The organism is Arthrobacter sp. 24S4-2 (genome assembly GCF_005280255.1).
Lineage (GTDB): Bacteria > Actinomycetota > Actinomycetes > Actinomycetales > Micrococcaceae > Arthrobacter.
Genome location: NZ_CP040018.1, coordinates 296,410 through 313,477, shown reverse-complemented (window position 1 = coordinate 313,477; position 17,068 = coordinate 296,410). Strand labels below are relative to the sequence as shown.

The window sequence follows — 17,068 nt, the reverse complement described above, 5'->3', positions numbered from 1 at the left end:
GCCTGGCTGTCCCCCTGGATCCTCGTCGGTTCAGTCAGCCGGCCGGTTGGGATCCGGCTCCGGAGTGAGACCAATGGAGCAGGAACGACGGACTGTCCTGAGTCAGTCCAACTTTATCCGCCCGCGCGCCAAAAGGGCCGAGGTGCCGGGGCAAATTGTGGCGGGAAAGGCCGTGACGGCCGTCAGCCGGCGGCGATTTCAGCCTGGGAGGGGCCTTCAGGCTCCGTCAGGTGCCGGTGGTGAAGTTCCTCCGCGGCCAGTTCGTACCAGGTATGGGCCCCGAACGAGGGGCTGGGGGTGTCCAGGTGCCGGTACAGTGCGTCGGCCAGCCTGCCCAGCGCCTCGTCTGACAATGCCCGGAGCGTAGCCGCGGGATCCAGGTTCCCCTCCAGGTATTCGGAAAGTTCCAGGCCGTTGACGGTGCGTTGTTCGCCGGCTGCTGCCAAGGCGCCGTCAGGATCAGGGGCGGGGCTCGTCTGGCCGCCCAGCAAGGCATCAAGCTCCCCGTCCAGGCCCACCTCTCCGCCCGTCAGGCCTGCGTGCTCAAGGCAAACGGGCAATTCGGCGGGCTCGACAAGCCGGAGCTGGAAGGCTTCGGAACCGTTCGCCCGATCCGTGGGGGTCTGGCTGCCGCCCCCGTCGCGTCCGGCGATATGGCGCAGGTACATCAGGACTTCCGGGTCCAGATGGGATGCGCTGCGGAGGTCCACGGTGATCCCCTGGTCCGGGGCAAGGCGACGCCCGCGCCGCATGATATGCAGGAGTACCGGGTAATTGGCCTGGGTGAGGCAGCCGGTGGCCTCGAGGGTTACCCGTCCGGGGTCAACATCCACACGGACCAGGACACGAAGTTTATGGTTCAAGGTTTCTCCCAAAGAGACGTCCAAGAGCCAGCTTCATAACTCACATAAACCATACGAGATTGTTGTCCACGCCACAAGTTGTCAGCCAGCCCCCGGTCATTCCGGACCGGGCGGACCTAGACTTGAAAGATGGACGAGATCGCGCTGGACGCCTCCGTGGCGGAGCGGCTGCAGGATCTGATCATCGACAGCGTGGACGTCAACGGTTTTCTCTCGGACCTCTGCGAGCTGTCCGCGGGCTCGCTCTCGGCAACCCTGGGGCAGGAAGTTTCCTGCGCCGTGACCCTCCACCGGCACCGCCGCACCACGACGGCGGCGTGGAGCAACCCGGGGGCCCGGCTTTTTGATGAAATCCAGCACGACTTTGGCGACGGACCCTGCCTCCACGCGATGAACACGGGAACGACGGTCCTGGTCAAGGACACACGAACCGACCAGCGGTGGCCGGAATACGGCACGGCGATCGCCATGAAGGGTCAGTTCAGCGTGCTGGGCGTACCTCTTACCCTGGACGCGGGGGCTGCCGCAGCGCTGAACGTTTTCGCTCCGGCCCCGGACGCCTTCGACTCCGCCGCCATCCAAAAGGCGGAACTCTTCGCCTCCCACGCCGAAAAGTCGCTCCGGCTGGCCGTGCGGATCGGCACGCGGCAGCAGCTTGCCGACGACCTGCGGTCCGCCATGGAATCCAGGACCGCCATCGACCTCGCCGCCGGCATCATCATGGGCCAGAACCGGTGCTCGCAGGCGGAAGCGATGGTCATCCTCACCAAGGCGTCCAGCGGCCGGAACCAGAAACTGAGGGACGTTGCAGAAAAGCTGCTGGCGTCGTTCGCCGCCCAGGCGCCGGCAACGCACTTCGACGACTAGCCAGGAGCTTCAGGCCAGCCCTACGAGGCTGTGATGTCGTCCGTGGGCGGCTGTTCGGGCCAGTCGATGAACTGCTCGTACGCGTCGTCGTGCTTCTTCAGGTAGGCGTAGATGAAAGGGCAATGCGGAATGATCCGCTTCCCTGAAGACACCACATCGTCCAGGGCGAAATGCGCCAGCACCTTTGCCAGCCCCTGGCCTTTGAAATCCTCCGCCGTGTCGGTGTGGATGAAGTCCACGTGCCCCGGCCTGTCCATGAACCTCGACTGAACGGCCAGCTTCCCGCCCACACGCAGTTCGTAGCGATGAAGGGCATCATTCCGGACAGTGGTTACGTCCGGGCTGAACGTGTCTTCAGTTGATACCGTGTTCTCCGTCATGGTTCGACATTGGCACTTAAAGGAGCCTGTGGCAATGGTCCGCCGGAGTCCCCCGGCGCGGCGTCGGCAGGGGCAGGCAGCGCCCGCACCGGCATCCGGCCAAGGAGAAGGACCGCCAGGGCAAAGCAGGCGGCTCCCCCGCCCAGCAGCGCAAGCGTCAGACCGTTGAACGCCGCGTCAGCCACCGGGACAAACACAACGACGACGGCGGTCAGCACCGCGGCAGCGGGCCGCCGCCGGGAGTGCGCAGACGCCGTCGGACGCTCCTCCAGCCGTCCGAACAGTGCCAATACCGGCAGGAGGAGTGAAACGACGCAGAGCAGGACGAGCGGCCGCGACCACCACCAGGCCGCCGTGCCGGCCGACGGTTTGGGGAGGTCGCTGAGGAGAACCAGGCCGGACATCGTTGCCAGCAGCGGCAAATGCCACAGGTAGACGGTCATGGCCCGCCGCCCCGCGAGTCCCACCACGGCGCGCACCCATTTTGCCGCGGCCGCCGTGACGAGCAGCGGCCGGGAGAGCTGCAGCGCCGCGGCCTGGGCAACCCCGAGGAGCAGAAGACAGAAATTGGGCGGATTCAGGTTCACCAGCATGTTGCCGCGGTAAAGCCCCAGCCCCGTGACCAAGCCCAGCAGGAGATTGCTCGCGACGATGATACCGACCAGGCGCGAGGCTCCCAGGCTGCCGGGCGCCGCGTCCGCCAGGATGAATCCCAGCTGCTGGACGGCGCACCACAGGAACAGGATATTGGCATAGGCCAGGAGCGGCAGGGCACCGCGTAGGCAGTCCACGGCCACCACCAGCGCGGTGAGGCCGGCGAGCGTCAGCCACGGTGCGCGGTGGTGGAGAGCCGCCAGCACGGGGATGTTCAGCTGGGCAGCCAGATACGCGGCCAGGAACCAGAGCGGCATCCCGGCGCCGGTGACAATGAGCTCCACCACCTGCGGTTCCACACCGAGGAGCCGCGCCGCCCACAGCCCTGCGAACATGACTGCTAAGAGTGCGGCCGCCGGGCGGACGAGGCGCAGCAGCCTGGCCTGGGCGAACTCAAAACCGCTGCCTCCGCTCGCCCGGAGCCGCCGCCAGGACTGCAGCCCGGTGATGCCGCCGGCCACGAAAAAGAGCGGCATCACCATAAAGATCCAGATGATCGGCTCGAACCAGTCCTGCAGCGCGAGGGTGTTCTCGGTGGTCACTGTGCCGTCAGCGTGGAGCACCGGACTGACCATCATGGTGTGGCCCACAACTACGAGGGCCAGGCAGAAGAAGCGGGCAAGGTCGATGACGGGGTCGCGTTCCGGTGCCCGCACGTTCTGCACCGCGCTTGCCTGCCGGGGCGGCCGTTTCTGCTGCGGAACACCCATTGCGCTCCCTACGGATACGGAACGATCCTCTGCCTACTTTCCATTGTCCGCCGGGATTCCGTCAAGGGCCACAACCACCGCGGCGGCCGCGCCGCGGTGGTTCAGCGTCAGGCGGGCAGCAGCGCGAGGAGGCCCAGCACGACGGCGAGCAGCGGCGTCGTGCCTTGCGTCGCGGCCGCGCGGAGGTACTTCCGTCCGGTCAGCGCGAGCACGGTAGCCGCGAGCAGCATGGAGCCGCAGCCGCTGAAGATGAGGGTCCAACCCACCACCGGCTGGCCCAGGAGGACCGCGCCGATCCCGGTCAGCGCACCGACGGCCAGGAACAGGTTGTAGAAGCCCTGGTTATAGGCCATCGGACGGGTGGTCTCCGCGTCGGCCTGCGAGGCAACGCCGAAGCGTTTCCACGTGGCCGGGCGGGTCCACGTGACGGACTCCATGGTGAAGATGTAGGCATGCAGCAGGGCAGCGATTAACGCGAAAACGAGGGAGGCCGGGATCATGGCTCGATCCTAGCCTTCCCCGTCCGGGTTTTTTGCGGTTTGGCTTTTCCCTTACCGGGTGAGCATCGCCAAAGCGCCAGCCGCGAAAGTCTTCGCCGACGCGTTCCACTTCAGCAGCAGGCCCCGGAGGTTCTCGCCGTCGGCCCGGTGCGCGGGGGTGTGGCCTTCGAGCGTGGCCAGCACCCCGGTGCGGAGTTCGGTGTTGAAGTTCACCTTGCCCACATTCATGGACGCGGCCTTCACCAGTTCCCCGGCCGGGATGCCCGAGGCGCCGTGCAGCACCAGCGGAATGTGGGTGCGCACGGCGATGTCCTGCAGCGCGTCCCACCGCAGCTGCGGCTCCCCCTTGTACTTGCCATGCACGTTGCCCACAGCCACGGCAAGAAGCTGCGCGCCGGTGCGGGCAACGAAGTCCTCCACCTGGGCGGAGTCGGTCAGCCCGGCGGTGCGGGCGCCTGTGCCTGTGCCCGTGTCCGCGCCTGTGTCCGTGTCTGTGTCCGCGGGCGAAGATCCTTCGGCGCCCGCGCCGAACGCGCGGTCCTCGTCACCGGCCAGGCCGCCCAGTTCCGCTTCAATCACGACGTCGGTGTGCCCTTGCGCGTCCAGCACGGCGCGCGCTTCGCGGACCAGCGAGATGTTTTCCTCGTACGGCCGGGCCGAACCGTCCGCGAGGACCGAGTCCGCCCCCGCCGCGACGGCGTCGGCTATCAATTGGAGGTCGGAGGCGTGGTCCAGCTGCACTGCAATGGGAACGGCGGCAGTATCGGCCAGCCCGCGCAGTGCCGTAATGAGGCGCAGCCCGTTGGGGGTGGCCGCTGTCTTGGGCGCCACCAGCAGGATGGCTCCGCGGCCGGCCTCTTCCGCCGCATCCACCACGGCCAGGGCGGTGGTGAAGTCATAACAGGTGAAGGCCGGGACGGCTGAGCCCTGCTGGAGGGCCGAAACTACCAGGTGATCGAGTCGGGCACGCATCAGGCGCTCAGGCCTCCCACCAGGATCCAGGCCACGAAGGTCAGGGCGAAGCCGGCCAGGCCAAGGACGGTGGTGAGCACGGTCCAGGTGCGGAGGCCGTCCGCGACCGTGAGGCCGTAGTAGCGCACCACCACCCAGAAGCCAGCGTCGGTCACATGGGAGAGGCCCAGGGAACCGAAGCCGATGGCGATGACGATCACGGCGATCTGCGCCGGCGTGTAGCCGCCGCCGCTGACAGCGGAGGAGAGCAGACCGGCGGTGGTCACGATGGCCACGGTGGCCGAACCCTGGGCGGCACGGAGGGCGAGCGAGATGATGAAGGCGAGCAGCAGCAGCGGCACACCAAGCGTGTCAAGGGTTTCGGACAGCGCCTTGCCGATGCCCGAGACCTGCAGGACGCCGCCGAAGACGCCGCCGGCCGCGACGACCATCAGGATGGAGGCGATGGGCGGCAGTGCACCTTCGAAGATTTCCCCGGTTTCCTTGAGCGACCACTGCCGGCGGACGGCCAGGAGGAAGAACGAGAGCGCAACGGCCACCAGGAGGGCGAAGAACGGGTTGCCGACGAACGCCGCCACTCCGTACCAGGCGCTGTCCTTGCTGATTGCCAGCGTCCCGACGGTGCCAAGCAGGATCTGGGAGATCGGGGCGGCGATGAGGAAGATGATCAGGCCGGGACGCGGCGGCGCGACTGCGTGGGCTCCGGGGCCGTCGTGGCCCACGTGCACCAGCGAAGCGGAACCGAATTCCTCCACCTGGGCCTTCACGGCGGGCAGCAGCTCATAGTCCTTGCGGTTCATGATCGATGCGACCCAGTAGGACAGGAAGCCGAGCGGCACGCAGATGGTCAGCGAGATCAGGGCGATCAGTCCGATATCGGCGCCAAACACGCCGGCGCCGGCAACGATTCCGGGGTGCGGCGGCACGGCCACGTGGATGGCAAGCATGATGCCGGCCATGGGCAGGCCGAACTTGACCGGATGGACGTTGGCGATCTTGGAGAAGGCGTAGACGATGGGGACGAGCACGATGATGCCCACCTCGAAGAACACCGGAATCGCGACGAGGAACCCGACAGCGGTGAGGGCGACGGCCACGCGTTTGGCGCCGAGTTTGGCGGTGAAGTGGTCGGCGAGGGACTGGACGCCGCCGGAGACTTCGATCATCCGGCCGAGGATGGCGCCGAGGGCGATCAGCAGGGCGACCTTGCCCATGGTGCTGCCAACGCCGTTGGAAACCACGGTGAAGACGTCCTTGAGCGGGATCTGGGCCGCCACGGCCACCAGGATGCTGACCGTTAGAAGCGCCACGAAAGCCTGGACCTTGAAACGGATGATCATGACCAGCAGGAGCGCAACGCCGGCGGCGGCGATGGTCAGCAGCAGCGGAGTACCCAGCTCCACGGCCGGCTTGATGACGGGGGCGTCAGCCGCCCGCACCATCAACGAATTGATCAGGGGGTTCATTGGGGATTGTCTCCTTTGACAGACCAGCACGGCTGGCCGACGGGGGTAGTTCGACGACGGCGGAGGGGGGACCGCCGTCGTCGGGCTTGTGTTGAATCGGGGTGGTGAGGCGGAGCTACGCGGTGCGCTTGGTGGGAGCGACAACCTTGATGACTGCGGAGTCGTCGGCGGCGGCGAGGCCCTGGGCCTGGCCCAGGAGGTACAGCTGTTCGGCAGCCGCGGCAACGGGGGCGGCGAGCCCGGCCGCGCGGGTGGCCTTGCCCACGATGCCCATGTCCTTGACGAAGATGTCCAGGCGGCTGAGCACCTCGGCACCTTCCTCGGTGTAGGCCTCGAGGATGCGCGGGCCGCGGTTGGAGAGCATGAACGAACCTGCCGCGCCGGCTTCGAGGGCCTTGAGGGTCTTCTCCTGGTCCAGGCCCAGGGCATCGGCCAAGGCCAGCGCTTCGGCTGCGGCTGCGATGTGGACGCCGCAAAGGAGCTGGTTCACGGTCTTGAGGGCCTGGCCGTCGCCGGGCTTGTCGCCCACAACGGTCAGGGTGGAGGCCAGCAGCTCCAGGGCCGGGCGGGCCTTTTCCTGGGCCTCGGGGGAAGCGCCCACCACGATCAGCAGGTCGCCTTCGCCGGCGCGCTTGGGGCCGCCGGAAAGGGGCGCGTCCACCAGTTCGACGCCGTATTCGGCCAGGCGCTCCACGGTGGCCGGGATGGCGTCCGTGCCCACGGTGCTGCCCAGGATCACGACGGCGCCCGGTTTCAGCACGGAGGCCACGCCGTTCGCGCCGAAGAGGACATCGTTGAGCTGTTCGCCGTTGCGCACCGCCAGCAGCAGGGCGTCGGCGCCTTCCGAGGCTTCGCGGGCGGAAGCGAACGTGCGGATGCCGGCTTCCTCGGCGAGCTTCAGGCGGGGCTCGGCGATGTCGAAGCCGTGCACGGTGAGCTGGCTGGCCAGGCGGGTGGCCATGGGCAGGCCCATGGCGCCGAGGCCCAGGACGGTGATGGTGTAGTTGCTGGTCATGGTGTTCTCCGTTGAATCTTGGTGTTCTGCTAGAAGGTGTTGCTGAGCTTGCGCGTGACATCGACGAGGGACTGGTCATCGCCCACATTGCCGGCGAAGACGATGTACGGGATGCCCTTGGCGGGACCGTCCACCGGCTCCCACAGGCTCACGATGCCCGGGAGCATGGGGCCGCGGACAATCGCGTGCCGGATTTCCAAGCCGTGTGCGGCGACGTCCGAGGACGTAATGCCGCCCTTGGCGATCACAAAGCGCGGCGGGAAAGTCTTGAGCGTGCGGTTCACGACGGCGACGACGGCGGCGGACACCGTGCGTGCGATCCGCAGGCTCTCGGCGGGGTCGTCCGTCCTGATGAGCAGGCGGCTGGTGTGCACGATGACGTCGCCGCTGTGCAGCGCCCCGACCACCGTGTCCACAGTCTCGTCAAGGTAGTTGGCCACGCCGCCTGTTTCGGTTTCGGCGGCGACAAGCTTCTCGACGTCGATCTCGACGATGCGTGCTGCGTTGTGCTGTTCGGTAAGAGCCTTGAGCTGGCGGGTGGTGATGCCGACGTGGGAGCCCACCACGATGAGGCCGCCGGCTTCCGAGGGCGTGTTGCCGGCGTAAGCCTCTTCGCCGCTGAGTTCGGTGCGGATTTCCTGGCCGATCCGGGCACGGACAAACGGCGGTCCCACGCGGTACAGGAGTTTCTTGCCGCGGAGTTCAGCTTCCTCGAGGCCCAGCGAGAGGGCGCGGAGGTCGTTTTCGGAGACGATGTCCGCGACGATCGGGGTGGAGTCGGTAGCGGACTCAATGGCGTCGGCAATGGCCTTGGCGGTGATATGCGGATCGGTGGAGGCACGGATGGTGTTGAGGTCCAGGACGATGACGGAATCCGCGGCGAAGCGCCCCTGCGACTTCTCCTGGACGTACTTGGCCATTTCGGAGTTGGCGAAGCCGAAGGAGGCATCCTTCGCGAACTCCGTCTCGGCCACGGGGGTCAGCGTGCCGGCGTCGGCGCCGGTGCCGCGTGTGTAGTGCACGCCGCCGATGGTCACGCGTCCGGCGTCGGGGAACGCCGGAATGATGACGACGCCGTCAGTCGCCTCGCCGCTGACGGCGGCGACGGTGGCGGCAATGACGTCCGGCTCGAGCGGGTAGTGGCCACGGAGGGTGGAGTCGCTGCGGCTGACGAACCCCAGCCGCAGGCTGGAAACGGCGCTGGTGCCGGCGCTGGAACCGGCGGTGGTGCCTTCAGTGGCACCGGCAGCGGCCAGGGCGTTCCGGACGATTTCCTCGTTGCGGGCGGCAGCCTCGGCCGGGTCCAGGCTGCGGGTGTTGGTCAGCACGTAGACGGCGGCCTTGGTCTTGTTCTCCCGAATGTGGGCAAAGGCCCAGGTGAAGTCGGCAACGTCCCAACGGGTGAGCACGGGCAGGTCCGCAACGGACTGCGTGCCGGTGGGGTCGTCGTCGAGCACTACCAAAACCCGGGGGAGGCTGCCGACGACGCCGCGACAGCACTGGCAACCAGGTCAGCGGGAATCTGGACTTCTGCCGGGAAGGCGGCCAGCACATCTGCTTCAAGGGGCATTTTGCACTCCGTTGTGTATGAAATCTCTGCTGCGGGTAGGTATTTGTAAGATGTCAGACATCTAACATTTGAATGCTAGTGTGGCACAAGGCACAAGGGACGCGCAAGTAGACTTGTCGGACAAATCGTCGCTCACCGCTGAATGGGGGAAAATGGCACGGAAATCACTGGTCGGAGTGGTGGCTGATGAGCTCTTGGACCGGATCATTGCCGGCGAATTTCCTCCCGGAGCCAGCGTGCCGGGCGAACTGGAACTCAGCGCCAAGCACGAAGTCAGCCGCATGACCGTGCGCGAGGCCATGAAGACTCTCGAAGCCCAGCGCATCCTGAGCGTGGAGCGCGGGCGGGGCACGTTCGTCAACCCGCTCAACCGCTGGGCCTCCCTCGAGGCCGTCCTCCGCGCGGCATCGGAGGGAAAGAACGACGCCTCCGCGGCCATCCAGCTGATTGAGCTCCGCCGGATGCTGGAAACGGGAGCCTGCGAACTGGCGGCCAGCCGCATCAGCGACGCCGACGTCAACACCCTGCACGGCTACGTGGCTGCCATGCGCCAGGCCCATCAGTCCAACGACTTGGCCGCCTTTGTCGAGGCTGACCTGGCCTTCCACGACCTGATCCTGCGCGCCTCGGAGAATGTGTTTGTGGCGGTCCTGTTTGAACCCCTGCACCGTGTGCTGGAGAAACGCCGGACGCAGACGTCCAAGTTCCGGGACATCCAGGAGCATGCCATCGGACACCACCAGGCCATTGCCGAGGCACTCGGGTCACGGGACGCCGCGCGCTCCCGGAGCGCCATGGACGCCCACATGCAGCAGACCCTGGACGACCTGAAGACTTACGTGCTGGAGGCACAGACCGCCTGACGGCGCGGGCTGCGCGTGGGCCGGCCCGCGGGCTTAGGCGAGGCGGACGCCGGGCCGCTGTGCAGGGTTTTAGGCGAGCGAGAGGAAGAGCTTCTCCAGTTCGGCCCTGTCCATGGTGGGGTCCTCCTGCTGCATGCACTGCTGGAGGCCGGTGGCGATGATGGAGAAGCCGGCCCGGTCCAGGGCGCTCGAAACCGCGGCCAGTTGGGTGACCACGCTCTTGCAGTCGCGCCCCTCTTCAATCATCCGGGTCACGGCCGCCAGCTGCCCCTGAGCGCGGCGCAGGCGGTTAATGACGGGTTTCATCTCGGCTGGGTCGAGTTCCATTGCGTCCTCCATGGGCTCCAAAGATCCTTCCATCATATACCCCCTCTGTATTCGCCTGCTCAAATATCCACACAGCCAGGTGGTGACAGGAGGCTGCGCACCGCACCGGTTTTGCGCCTTTCGACCCTATTTTCCAACGAAACAGAAGCTCACCATAGGAGGATGAGCACGTCCAGCATCCCGGGCCCGGCGAGGAGTCGTTCCGCGGCGCCCACGCCAGATCCGCACCCGTGGGGCCGGTATGTGGCGTTGGGAGATTCGTTCACCGAGGGCTTTGGCGATCCGGAACCTCGGAGCCCCGGCGGTGTCCGGGGTTGGGCGGACCGGGTCGCGGAAGAGCTAAGCGTGAACCATGGGGATTTCGCGTATGCCAACCTTGCGGTCCGGGGCCGTCTGCTCCAGCAGATCATCGATGACCAGGTGGGGCCGGCGATCGAACTCAGACCGGACCTGGTCACCCTCTCCGCGGGAGGCAACGACATCGTGTTCCGCGGCGCCGACCCCGACAAGCTGGCAGAGAGGCTGGACCCTGTCATCGGACGGCTCAGCGACACCGGGGCAACCGTGGTGCTCTTCACCGGACCGGACTGGGGCAACATCCCCGTGTTCAGCCGCATTCGCGGCAAAGTAGCGATTTTCAATGAAGACCTCCGCACCATAGCAGCCAGGCATGACGGCGTAGTCGCAGACCTTTGGACACTGCGGCAACTGACGGACCCGCGGATGTGGGATCCGGACCGCCTGCACTTTTCGCCGCTGGGGCATCACACTATCGCGGCAATGGTGTTGGAGACGCTTAATGTCTCCCACACCCTGAAACCACTTGAACCGAAGGTCCTGCCCACCGGTACATGGCGGCAGGCGCGCAGTAACGATCTGGTCTGGGCCAGGGAGTACCTGTTCCCGTGGGTGCTCCGCCGGGTACGGCAGCGCCCCGCAACACTGGGCCTGACGGCCAAGCGCCCGGAGCCCGGCCCTGTGTTTGGGCCCGGCCTGCCGCACGGCCCCCTGCCGGCGGGCCCCGACCGCTGAGTTCCCGCTGCGCCCTCGCCCCGGAGTCCAAAAGCGTGCCGAAGCCCTAGTCGTTCCGTCCTCCGTCCGCTAATCTGCAGGGACGGCCCGCAGTTCCGGGTGTCAATGGAGATTATGAGGAGCGAAGTTGTCGAATCACACCTACAGCATTTCTGAAATTGTCGGAACTTCGAGTGAAGGCGTGGACGCCGCGGTCCGCAACGGGATCGCCGAGGCGGCCAAAACCCTGCGCAATCTGGACTGGTTCGAGGTCAAGGAAGTCCGTGGCCACCTGGAAGACGGCAAGGTGGCCGACTGGCAGGTGACCATTAAGCTGGGCTTCCGCCTGGAGCGCTGACAGCGCGGAGCTGCTGGACGGCGTCAGGCGAACCGTGGCCCCGCGGCCGCGGCCGCGGTTCGCCTCCGTTTTAGCGGCCGCAGTTTCAGCGGGAGGTGGTGCCCGCCGTGCTGCGGCGCCAGATGGTCGGAGACCCGTTGTAAGACGGAAAAATGTGTCCTTCAAAGAAGGTTTGGCCCTCATGCGGGGCGGTGTCAGGCGCCCACAATCCGGATACGGGGCAGTGCGTTCCGGTGGCGCCGGAGGTGTCCACTCGTTCCCGGAGCAGTGCGATGCGCTTCATCGTTGAATCCCATCCTTGGTGGTGAAAAGGTCTACCCCAAGGCTAGGAAAGCCGCCGCGCTCCCCCAATGGGCGGTTGCCCATATTCAACCGCGTCCACAAGGCAGCTGCACAGTCCGGTGCCGTCGGGGCCAGCCGCCCGCGGAAAAGGGTTAGCGCCGATCGAAAACGAGACCGCCCGGGACCTGGAACGTGGGCATGATTTCCATCATTCCCAGGTTCACGTGGCCTGGGGCTTCGATGGCGTAGTCCAGGGCGTTGACAATGTCATCGGTGGTCAGCGATTCGTAGCCTTCGTAGTACGTCTTCCATGCTTCCTCCATCGCCTCCGGCGTGCCGCCCAGGTTGCGGCCGAAGATTTCCGTCTCCACCCGGCCCGGGCAGATCTCGGTGACGCGGATCCGCTTGCCCACGGTGTCGTTCCGGAGCTGGCGGGAGATCTGGTGCACCGCCGCTTTGGTGGCGTGGTAGACGGTATGTCCGTAGAAGTTGTACACACCGGCGATGGAGCTGATGTTCACCACGTGGCCGAGGTCGCGCTCCACCATGCCGGGCAGGATGAGCCGGGTCAGGTGCAGGAGCCCGCGAAGGTTGACGTCCACCAGTTCGTCGACGTCGTCCTCGGAGGAATCCAGGATGTTGCCGGGACGGGAGACGCCGGCGCAGTTCACCAGCACGTCGACCTTGAGTCCGTCGATCGCCGCGGCCAGGGCCTTGGTGTCCGTGAGGTCCACAACGTGCGGGACGGCGCCGGTGCGGTCCGCCAGTTCTTCAAGCCGTTCCTGGTTGCGGGCGACGGCGTGGACGGTCAGCCCGCGCTTGGCGAGCCGTTCAGTGATGGCGGCTCCCATGCCGGTGGATGCGCCGGTGACGAGGGCTGTGGTGTAGTCGGAAAAAGGCATCAGGTCTCCATGATGAGTTAGGCGGAAGGGAAGAGTTGGGCGGCCGGGCCCCGGAGCGGGGCCCGGCCAAGGTGCTGTGGACCTGCCGAAGGAGGGCGGTTACGCAGGCCGGTCAGGCGTCGCGCAGCGGCTCGTGGGCGCGGTCCTTTACCGTGCTCACGGCGGCGAGGGTGCCCAGCGCCGTGATGACTGCATAGAACGCCGGCATGTAGATGTTGCCGGTGCTCGAAATGAGCCAGGTCATGAGCAGCGGGGCGGTGCCGCCGAAGACGGCTGAGGAGATGTTGTAGCCCAGGCCGTACGCGGAGTAGCGGACGCGGGTGGGGAACAGTTCCACGATCAGGATGTGGATGACGGCGGTGTGGCCGGCGAAGACCACTGCCATTATGCAGGCGCCGAGGATGGCGAGTCCCATGTTGCCAGTGGCGATCAGGGCGTAGGCCGGGATGCCGACGATTGCCATGGCGATAGCCGAGCCGGCGATGACCTTCTTGCGTCCCACCCGGTCAGACAGGGCGCCCATGAACGGGATGGCGATGCAGATGGCGACGAGGCTGCAGGCGGTGACGATGAGCGCCTCACCGATGGTGAAGTTCAGCTGCTTGCCCTTCAGGAAGGTGGGCATGTAGGAGAACAGGACATAGTAGCCGGAGCCGTTCATGAGCGGGATGAACAGGGCCAGGAGCATGGCGCGGCGGTGTTCTGCGGACTTGAAGGCTTCCTTGAGGGGGTTCTTGGACAGGCCGCCCTCTTCCTTGAGCTTGACGAAGTTGGGGGTGTCGCTAATGGCCTTGCGGATGTACCAGCCGATGATGCCCATGGGGATGGCGACAAGGAACGGAATGCGCCACGCGAAGGCACCGAAGCCGCCGCCATCGATCGCCGCCTGGGTGAGCCACGGCGACATGGAGAACGCCACCAGCGTGCCGGTCAGGAGAGCCGCGAAGGATGCGATCTGGGCGTACGAAGTGATGATGCCGCGCTTGCCTTCCGGGGCGTGCTCAGCCAGGAAGGTCATGGCGCCGGCAGCCTCGCCGCCTACCGAGAAGCCCTGCAGCATGCGGAGCAACACGAGGAGGACGGGGGCTGCGATGCCGATCGCGGAGTAGGCGGGCAGGAACCCGATGCCGGCGGTGGCGATGCTGATCAGGAGGATGACGAAGACCAGCAGCTTTTGCCGCCCGATCCGGTCTCCCAGGAACCCGCAGACCACTGCGCCAAGGGGCCGGACAAAGAATGACACCGCGTAACCTGCGAAAACAAACAGCAACGCATTGTCCGGGTTTCCGGGCGCCAGGAAGACGAGGGCCAGCGTCCCGGCCATAAAGGCGAAGATGCCGTTGTCGTACAGTTCCACGAAAATGCCGACGCAGCCGGCTGTGACGACCTTGCGGGTCTGCTTGCTGCTGAGCCGCTCTTGATGCGGCTGGGCCGCACGCGTTGAAGTTGACATGGCTTTCCTAACTAAGGGGAGGGTAGCAAGGCTTTGGAGCTGATGCGAGTGTTTTTAGCTTCCTACTGCCGGAGCCAGATCGTGCCAGTGGGCCTGGGCGCCGATCCCGAGGAGGCCGAACACCGTGGTGACGGCGGCCCGGAGGTTTTCGAGTTGGCGCGTGGCCGCCCGGAGTGAGGCGGCGGCCTCGGCCACAGTGGTTTGTCGGAAAGTGACCGTATGGCCTGGCCGGGCCTGGGCCAGGACGTCCAGGGACATGCTGGTCACCACGGCCAGGACCGGATATCCGGCGGTGACACCCCGGCCGCGGTGCAGGACCAGGAGCTCGTCCCGGGACGGCACCTCGACCGCCCCGACGGGAACGCCCCGCGAGAGCATTTCTGCGGATGACTGCCGTTCCGGCAATTCACCGCCAAGGCGGAGGCCGATGTGGTTACTGCGACCGCTGACGGTGTAGCCCGAGGAGAACAGCAGTTCTGCCGATTTGCCGAACTCTTCGATGTCCGGGCCGTCGGTGACGTCCACCACGCGCTCGGATCCGAACTCGGGACGGTTGAGCCCCAGCCGGAAGAGCGGCAGGTCGAAATAGGGCTGGCGGACCGGGGCGACGCTGCGGCGGACCTCCAGTTGCGTCCCTTCCGTCAGTTTGAGGCCGAAGCCGACGACGGTATCCGGGGCACAGCTTCCCAGCAGGCTGGGTGCCGCGACAGATCCGTGGATGGCCAGGTAGGCCCGGAGCCCGCCCGTCATTCCCCGGATCGCGAGGGTTTCGCCGGCCCGGACGGACACAGGTTCCCATTGCGGGCAGGTCCTGCCGCCGACTGACACGGTGACCGGCGCACCCGTGACGGCGATAAGGACGTCGGCGTCGGTCCCCAGCCGGAAGTCCAGTGCCGTGATTTCGATGAGCGGGTCGTTGTCCTCATTCCCGGCCAGGATGTTGGCGGCCCTGGCGGAGAACTGGTCGAGGGCGCCGTTCACGGGCAGCCCGAAACGCGGCCCGCGGAACCGGCCCAGGTCGGTGACAACGGAGTTACCCGGCTGGCTGATGGTCAGGATTCCGCTCATCGCAGTGGCTCCAGGTAGCGTCCGGCGTACCGGGCAAAGTCACCAGCCGCAATGGGCATAAAGCGCAGCGTGTCTCCCGGCATATACGGGACCAGCGGTTCGTTGGCCAGGTTAAGCAGCGTCAGCGGTGTCTGGCCGATGACGCACCATCCGCCGGGGGCGGTGGCCGGTGCGATGACGGCCTGGCGGCCCGCGACCGCGACGGCACCGGCCGGAACGCTCAGCCGCGGATCCTTGAGCCGGGGCACAGGGAGCGCGAAGTCCGGACCGTCCATCATGGGCGATCCTGCGGGAGCTCCGAGGCACCGGATGATGTAGGACCCGGCAGAGTGCAGCCGGATGATGTCGGCAGCACTGAGTCCCTGCTGCTCTGCCACGCCTTCCAGGTCTGGCCCGTACTCACCGCCGTAGACCACGGGAACCTCGAACCCGCGCGGCTCCCGGACCGGGGTATCGGCGTTGCCGAGCTGCCGGATCCCGAGCTGGATGAAGGCTTTGACCTGCCGCGCGGACGTGGTCCGGGCATCAAACTCGACCAGCACGGAGTCGTACGTGGGGACGGCGCCGTGGACGCCGTCCGCTCCCGAGGATTCCAGCCATTCGGCGAGGCGGTGCACCGTTGTCCAGTTGGCTTCACGGTCGGCATCCACTGCCACCACGCGCAGGGCAGAGTCACCGGACTCGTGCACCTCGATGGCCGCTGCGTTGGCGGACATGTCAGGCCACCTTTTCCTTCCTGGTTGCGAGCACCTGGTCCAGTGGGGCGATGGTGACACCCGCCGCCGTGAGCTCGGACCGGATGAGCCGGGCAAGCCGCACGGCGCCGGCGTTGTCGCCGTGGAGCAGGATAGTGTCGGCCTGGATGGGGATGTCGACGCCGGCAACAGTTTCAATCAGGCCCTCGCAGACCATCCGCACAGTCCTTTCCACGATCACTGAAGGATCATGGATCACAGCGCCGTCCTGGCCCCGGGGCACCAGGGTGCCGTCGGCGTTGTAGGCACGGTCCGCGATTCCGACGATTGCAACGTCGAGGCCGCGATCGGCCGCTGCCAGGGCGAGTTCTCCGTCCTGGGCCAGAATGATGAGGCGGGGATCGGTTCCGCACGCGGCGTCTGCCACGGCTGCCGCGTAGTCGGCCCGCGTGGCTACGAGGTTTCCGAGGCGTCCGTGCGGCGCCAGGTGGGCCACCCGGGTTCCCTGGTACGCCGCAAAGGCGGACAGCGCGCCCAGCTGGTAGAGGACATCGGTGCGGACTTCGCCGGGAGTCAGGTCCATGGCCCGGCGGCCGAAGCCCCGCAGGTCGGGAAAACTGGGGTGGGCGCCGATCCCGACTCCGCGGCGTACGCATTCGGCAACCGTGGCGTCCATGATGTCCGGGTCTCCGGCGTGGAAGCCGCAGGCGATGTTCGCACTGGACACGACCTCGAGGAGGGCACGGTCGTCCCCCACGGTGTAGGCGCCGAAGCCTTCGCCCAGATCGGCGACGAGATCAACCGTCGGATTCATCTTTGCCTCACTATCGTGAATGGTGGTCAATGCCTTTTTAGGAACATTAAGGGAAACTTATTTCATGTACGTAAATTCGGGAATCCATAAATAATTCCAATGCCCCCATCGGATTCCGTTATGAATTTCCGCATTTGGGTAACATTTGCTTGAATAGATTCAAGCATCGAGATGGACATCACACAAAGACCTATTCCCTGTCCCGTGATAGGAAGTCCTTATGACCGGACGGGCACTGCCGGGCCGGAACCGGGCCCCGGAGGCAGGCCGGGTGCCCGGACATAGAATCGGGCTATGA

General features: G+C 66.3%; 18 protein-coding genes and 1 pseudogene. 4 read left to right on the top strand and 15 right to left on the bottom strand.

The window, feature by feature from the left end; translation table 11 throughout:
* Positions 1-182: 182 nt before the first annotated feature.
* Complete coding sequence (locus FCN77_RS01570) at positions 183-863, bottom strand: hypothetical protein (RefSeq protein WP_137320830.1); 681 nt, start codon at positions 861-863, stop codon at positions 183-185.
* A 129-nt stretch (positions 864-992) separates the two neighbouring features.
* Between FCN77_RS01570 and FCN77_RS01565 the strand changes: the two genes are divergently transcribed.
* Positions 993-1,730, top strand: coding sequence for a GAF and ANTAR domain-containing protein (locus FCN77_RS01565; RefSeq protein ID WP_137320829.1), 738 nt, complete (start codon positions 993-995; stop codon positions 1,728-1,730).
* Between the two features lie 20 nt (positions 1,731-1,750).
* Here the strand turns inward: FCN77_RS01565 and FCN77_RS01560 are convergent, their stop codons facing one another.
* From FCN77_RS01560 to FCN77_RS01530, 7 genes and pseudogenes are all read right to left on the bottom strand, one after another.
* Positions 1,751-2,110: a GNAT family N-acetyltransferase gene (locus tag FCN77_RS01560; protein ID WP_137320828.1), complete on the bottom strand. Its 360-nt coding sequence runs from the start codon at positions 2,108-2,110 to the stop codon at positions 1,751-1,753.
* Positions 2,107-3,474 carry an acyltransferase gene (locus FCN77_RS01555; RefSeq protein ID WP_137320827.1) on the bottom strand — a complete coding sequence of 456 codons (1,368 nt, stop codon included), beginning with the start codon at positions 3,472-3,474 and terminating at the stop codon, positions 2,107-2,109. Before FCN77_RS01555 ends, FCN77_RS01560 begins: the two co-directional genes overlap by 4 nt.
* A gap of 107 nt (positions 3,475-3,581) precedes the next feature.
* A complete protein-coding gene (locus tag FCN77_RS01550; RefSeq protein WP_137320826.1) occupies positions 3,582-3,974 on the bottom strand; it encodes a DUF1304 domain-containing protein in 393 nt (130 codons plus the stop codon).
* Between the two features lie 51 nt (positions 3,975-4,025).
* Complete coding sequence (locus FCN77_RS01545; RefSeq protein ID WP_137320825.1) at positions 4,026-4,946, bottom strand: class II fructose-bisphosphate aldolase; 921 nt, start codon at positions 4,944-4,946, stop codon at positions 4,026-4,028.
* Positions 4,946-6,412, bottom strand: a complete 1,467-nt coding sequence (locus FCN77_RS01540; protein ID WP_137320824.1) for a GntP family transporter — start codon at positions 6,410-6,412, stop codon at positions 4,946-4,948. Before FCN77_RS01540 ends, FCN77_RS01545 begins: the two co-directional genes overlap by 1 nt.
* 115 nt (positions 6,413-6,527) lie before the next feature.
* Positions 6,528-7,427, bottom strand: coding sequence for an NAD(P)-dependent oxidoreductase (locus FCN77_RS01535; RefSeq protein WP_137320823.1), 900 nt, complete (start codon positions 7,425-7,427; stop codon positions 6,528-6,530).
* Positions 7,428-7,456: 29 nt separating this feature from the next.
* Positions 7,457-8,997 (bottom strand): annotated as a pseudogene (locus tag FCN77_RS01530) (four-carbon acid sugar kinase family protein).
* Positions 8,998-9,149: 152 nt separating this feature from the next.
* On the opposite strand from FCN77_RS01530, the gene FCN77_RS01525 reads away from it, so the two are divergent.
* Entirely contained in the window at positions 9,150-9,860 is a 711-nt protein-coding gene (locus FCN77_RS01525; protein WP_137320822.1) for a FadR/GntR family transcriptional regulator, read from the top strand.
* Positions 9,861-9,929: 69 nt separating this feature from the next.
* Here the strand turns inward: FCN77_RS01525 and FCN77_RS01520 are convergent, their stop codons facing one another.
* A complete protein-coding gene (locus tag FCN77_RS01520; protein WP_137320821.1) occupies positions 9,930-10,187 on the bottom strand; it encodes a metal-sensitive transcriptional regulator in 258 nt (85 codons plus the stop codon).
* 162 nt (positions 10,188-10,349) lie between these two features.
* Between FCN77_RS01520 and FCN77_RS01515 the strand changes: the two genes are divergently transcribed.
* On the top strand, positions 10,350-11,219 hold the full coding sequence (locus FCN77_RS01515; RefSeq protein ID WP_137320820.1) for an SGNH/GDSL hydrolase family protein: 870 nt from the start codon (positions 10,350-10,352) through the stop codon (positions 11,217-11,219).
* 127 nt (positions 11,220-11,346) lie between these two features.
* A complete protein-coding gene (locus tag FCN77_RS01510; RefSeq protein ID WP_137320819.1) occupies positions 11,347-11,556 on the top strand; it encodes a dodecin in 210 nt (69 codons plus the stop codon).
* 85 nt (positions 11,557-11,641) lie between these two features.
* On the opposite strand, the gene FCN77_RS01505 is transcribed toward FCN77_RS01510, so the two are convergent.
* The 6 genes from FCN77_RS01505 to FCN77_RS01480 form a co-directional block, all read right to left on the bottom strand.
* Positions 11,642-11,839, bottom strand: a complete 198-nt coding sequence (locus tag FCN77_RS01505) for a hypothetical protein (RefSeq protein ID WP_137320818.1) — start codon at positions 11,837-11,839, stop codon at positions 11,642-11,644.
* Positions 11,840-11,990: 151 nt separating this feature from the next.
* The gene (locus tag FCN77_RS01500) at positions 11,991-12,740 is read right to left on the bottom strand and encodes an SDR family oxidoreductase (protein ID WP_137320817.1); all 750 of its coding nucleotides are present in this window, start codon (positions 12,738-12,740) and stop codon (positions 11,991-11,993) included.
* A 112-nt stretch (positions 12,741-12,852) separates the two neighbouring features.
* Positions 12,853-14,193, bottom strand: a complete 1,341-nt coding sequence (locus FCN77_RS01495) for an MFS transporter (RefSeq protein WP_137320816.1) — start codon at positions 14,191-14,193, stop codon at positions 12,853-12,855.
* A 54-nt stretch (positions 14,194-14,247) separates the two neighbouring features.
* Positions 14,248-15,261, bottom strand: coding sequence for a biotin-dependent carboxyltransferase family protein (locus tag FCN77_RS01490; protein WP_137320815.1), 1,014 nt, complete (start codon positions 15,259-15,261; stop codon positions 14,248-14,250).
* Complete coding sequence (locus FCN77_RS01485; protein ID WP_137320814.1) at positions 15,258-15,977, bottom strand: allophanate hydrolase subunit 1; 720 nt, start codon at positions 15,975-15,977, stop codon at positions 15,258-15,260. The genes FCN77_RS01490 and FCN77_RS01485 overlap by 4 nt, the downstream gene beginning before the upstream one ends.
* Before the next feature lies 1 nt (position 15,978).
* Positions 15,979-16,770 (bottom strand): LamB/YcsF family protein, encoded by a 792-nt coding sequence (locus FCN77_RS01480; protein ID WP_137320813.1) that lies wholly within the window; start codon positions 16,768-16,770, stop codon positions 15,979-15,981.
* Between the last annotated feature and the right edge of the window lie 298 nt (positions 16,771-17,068).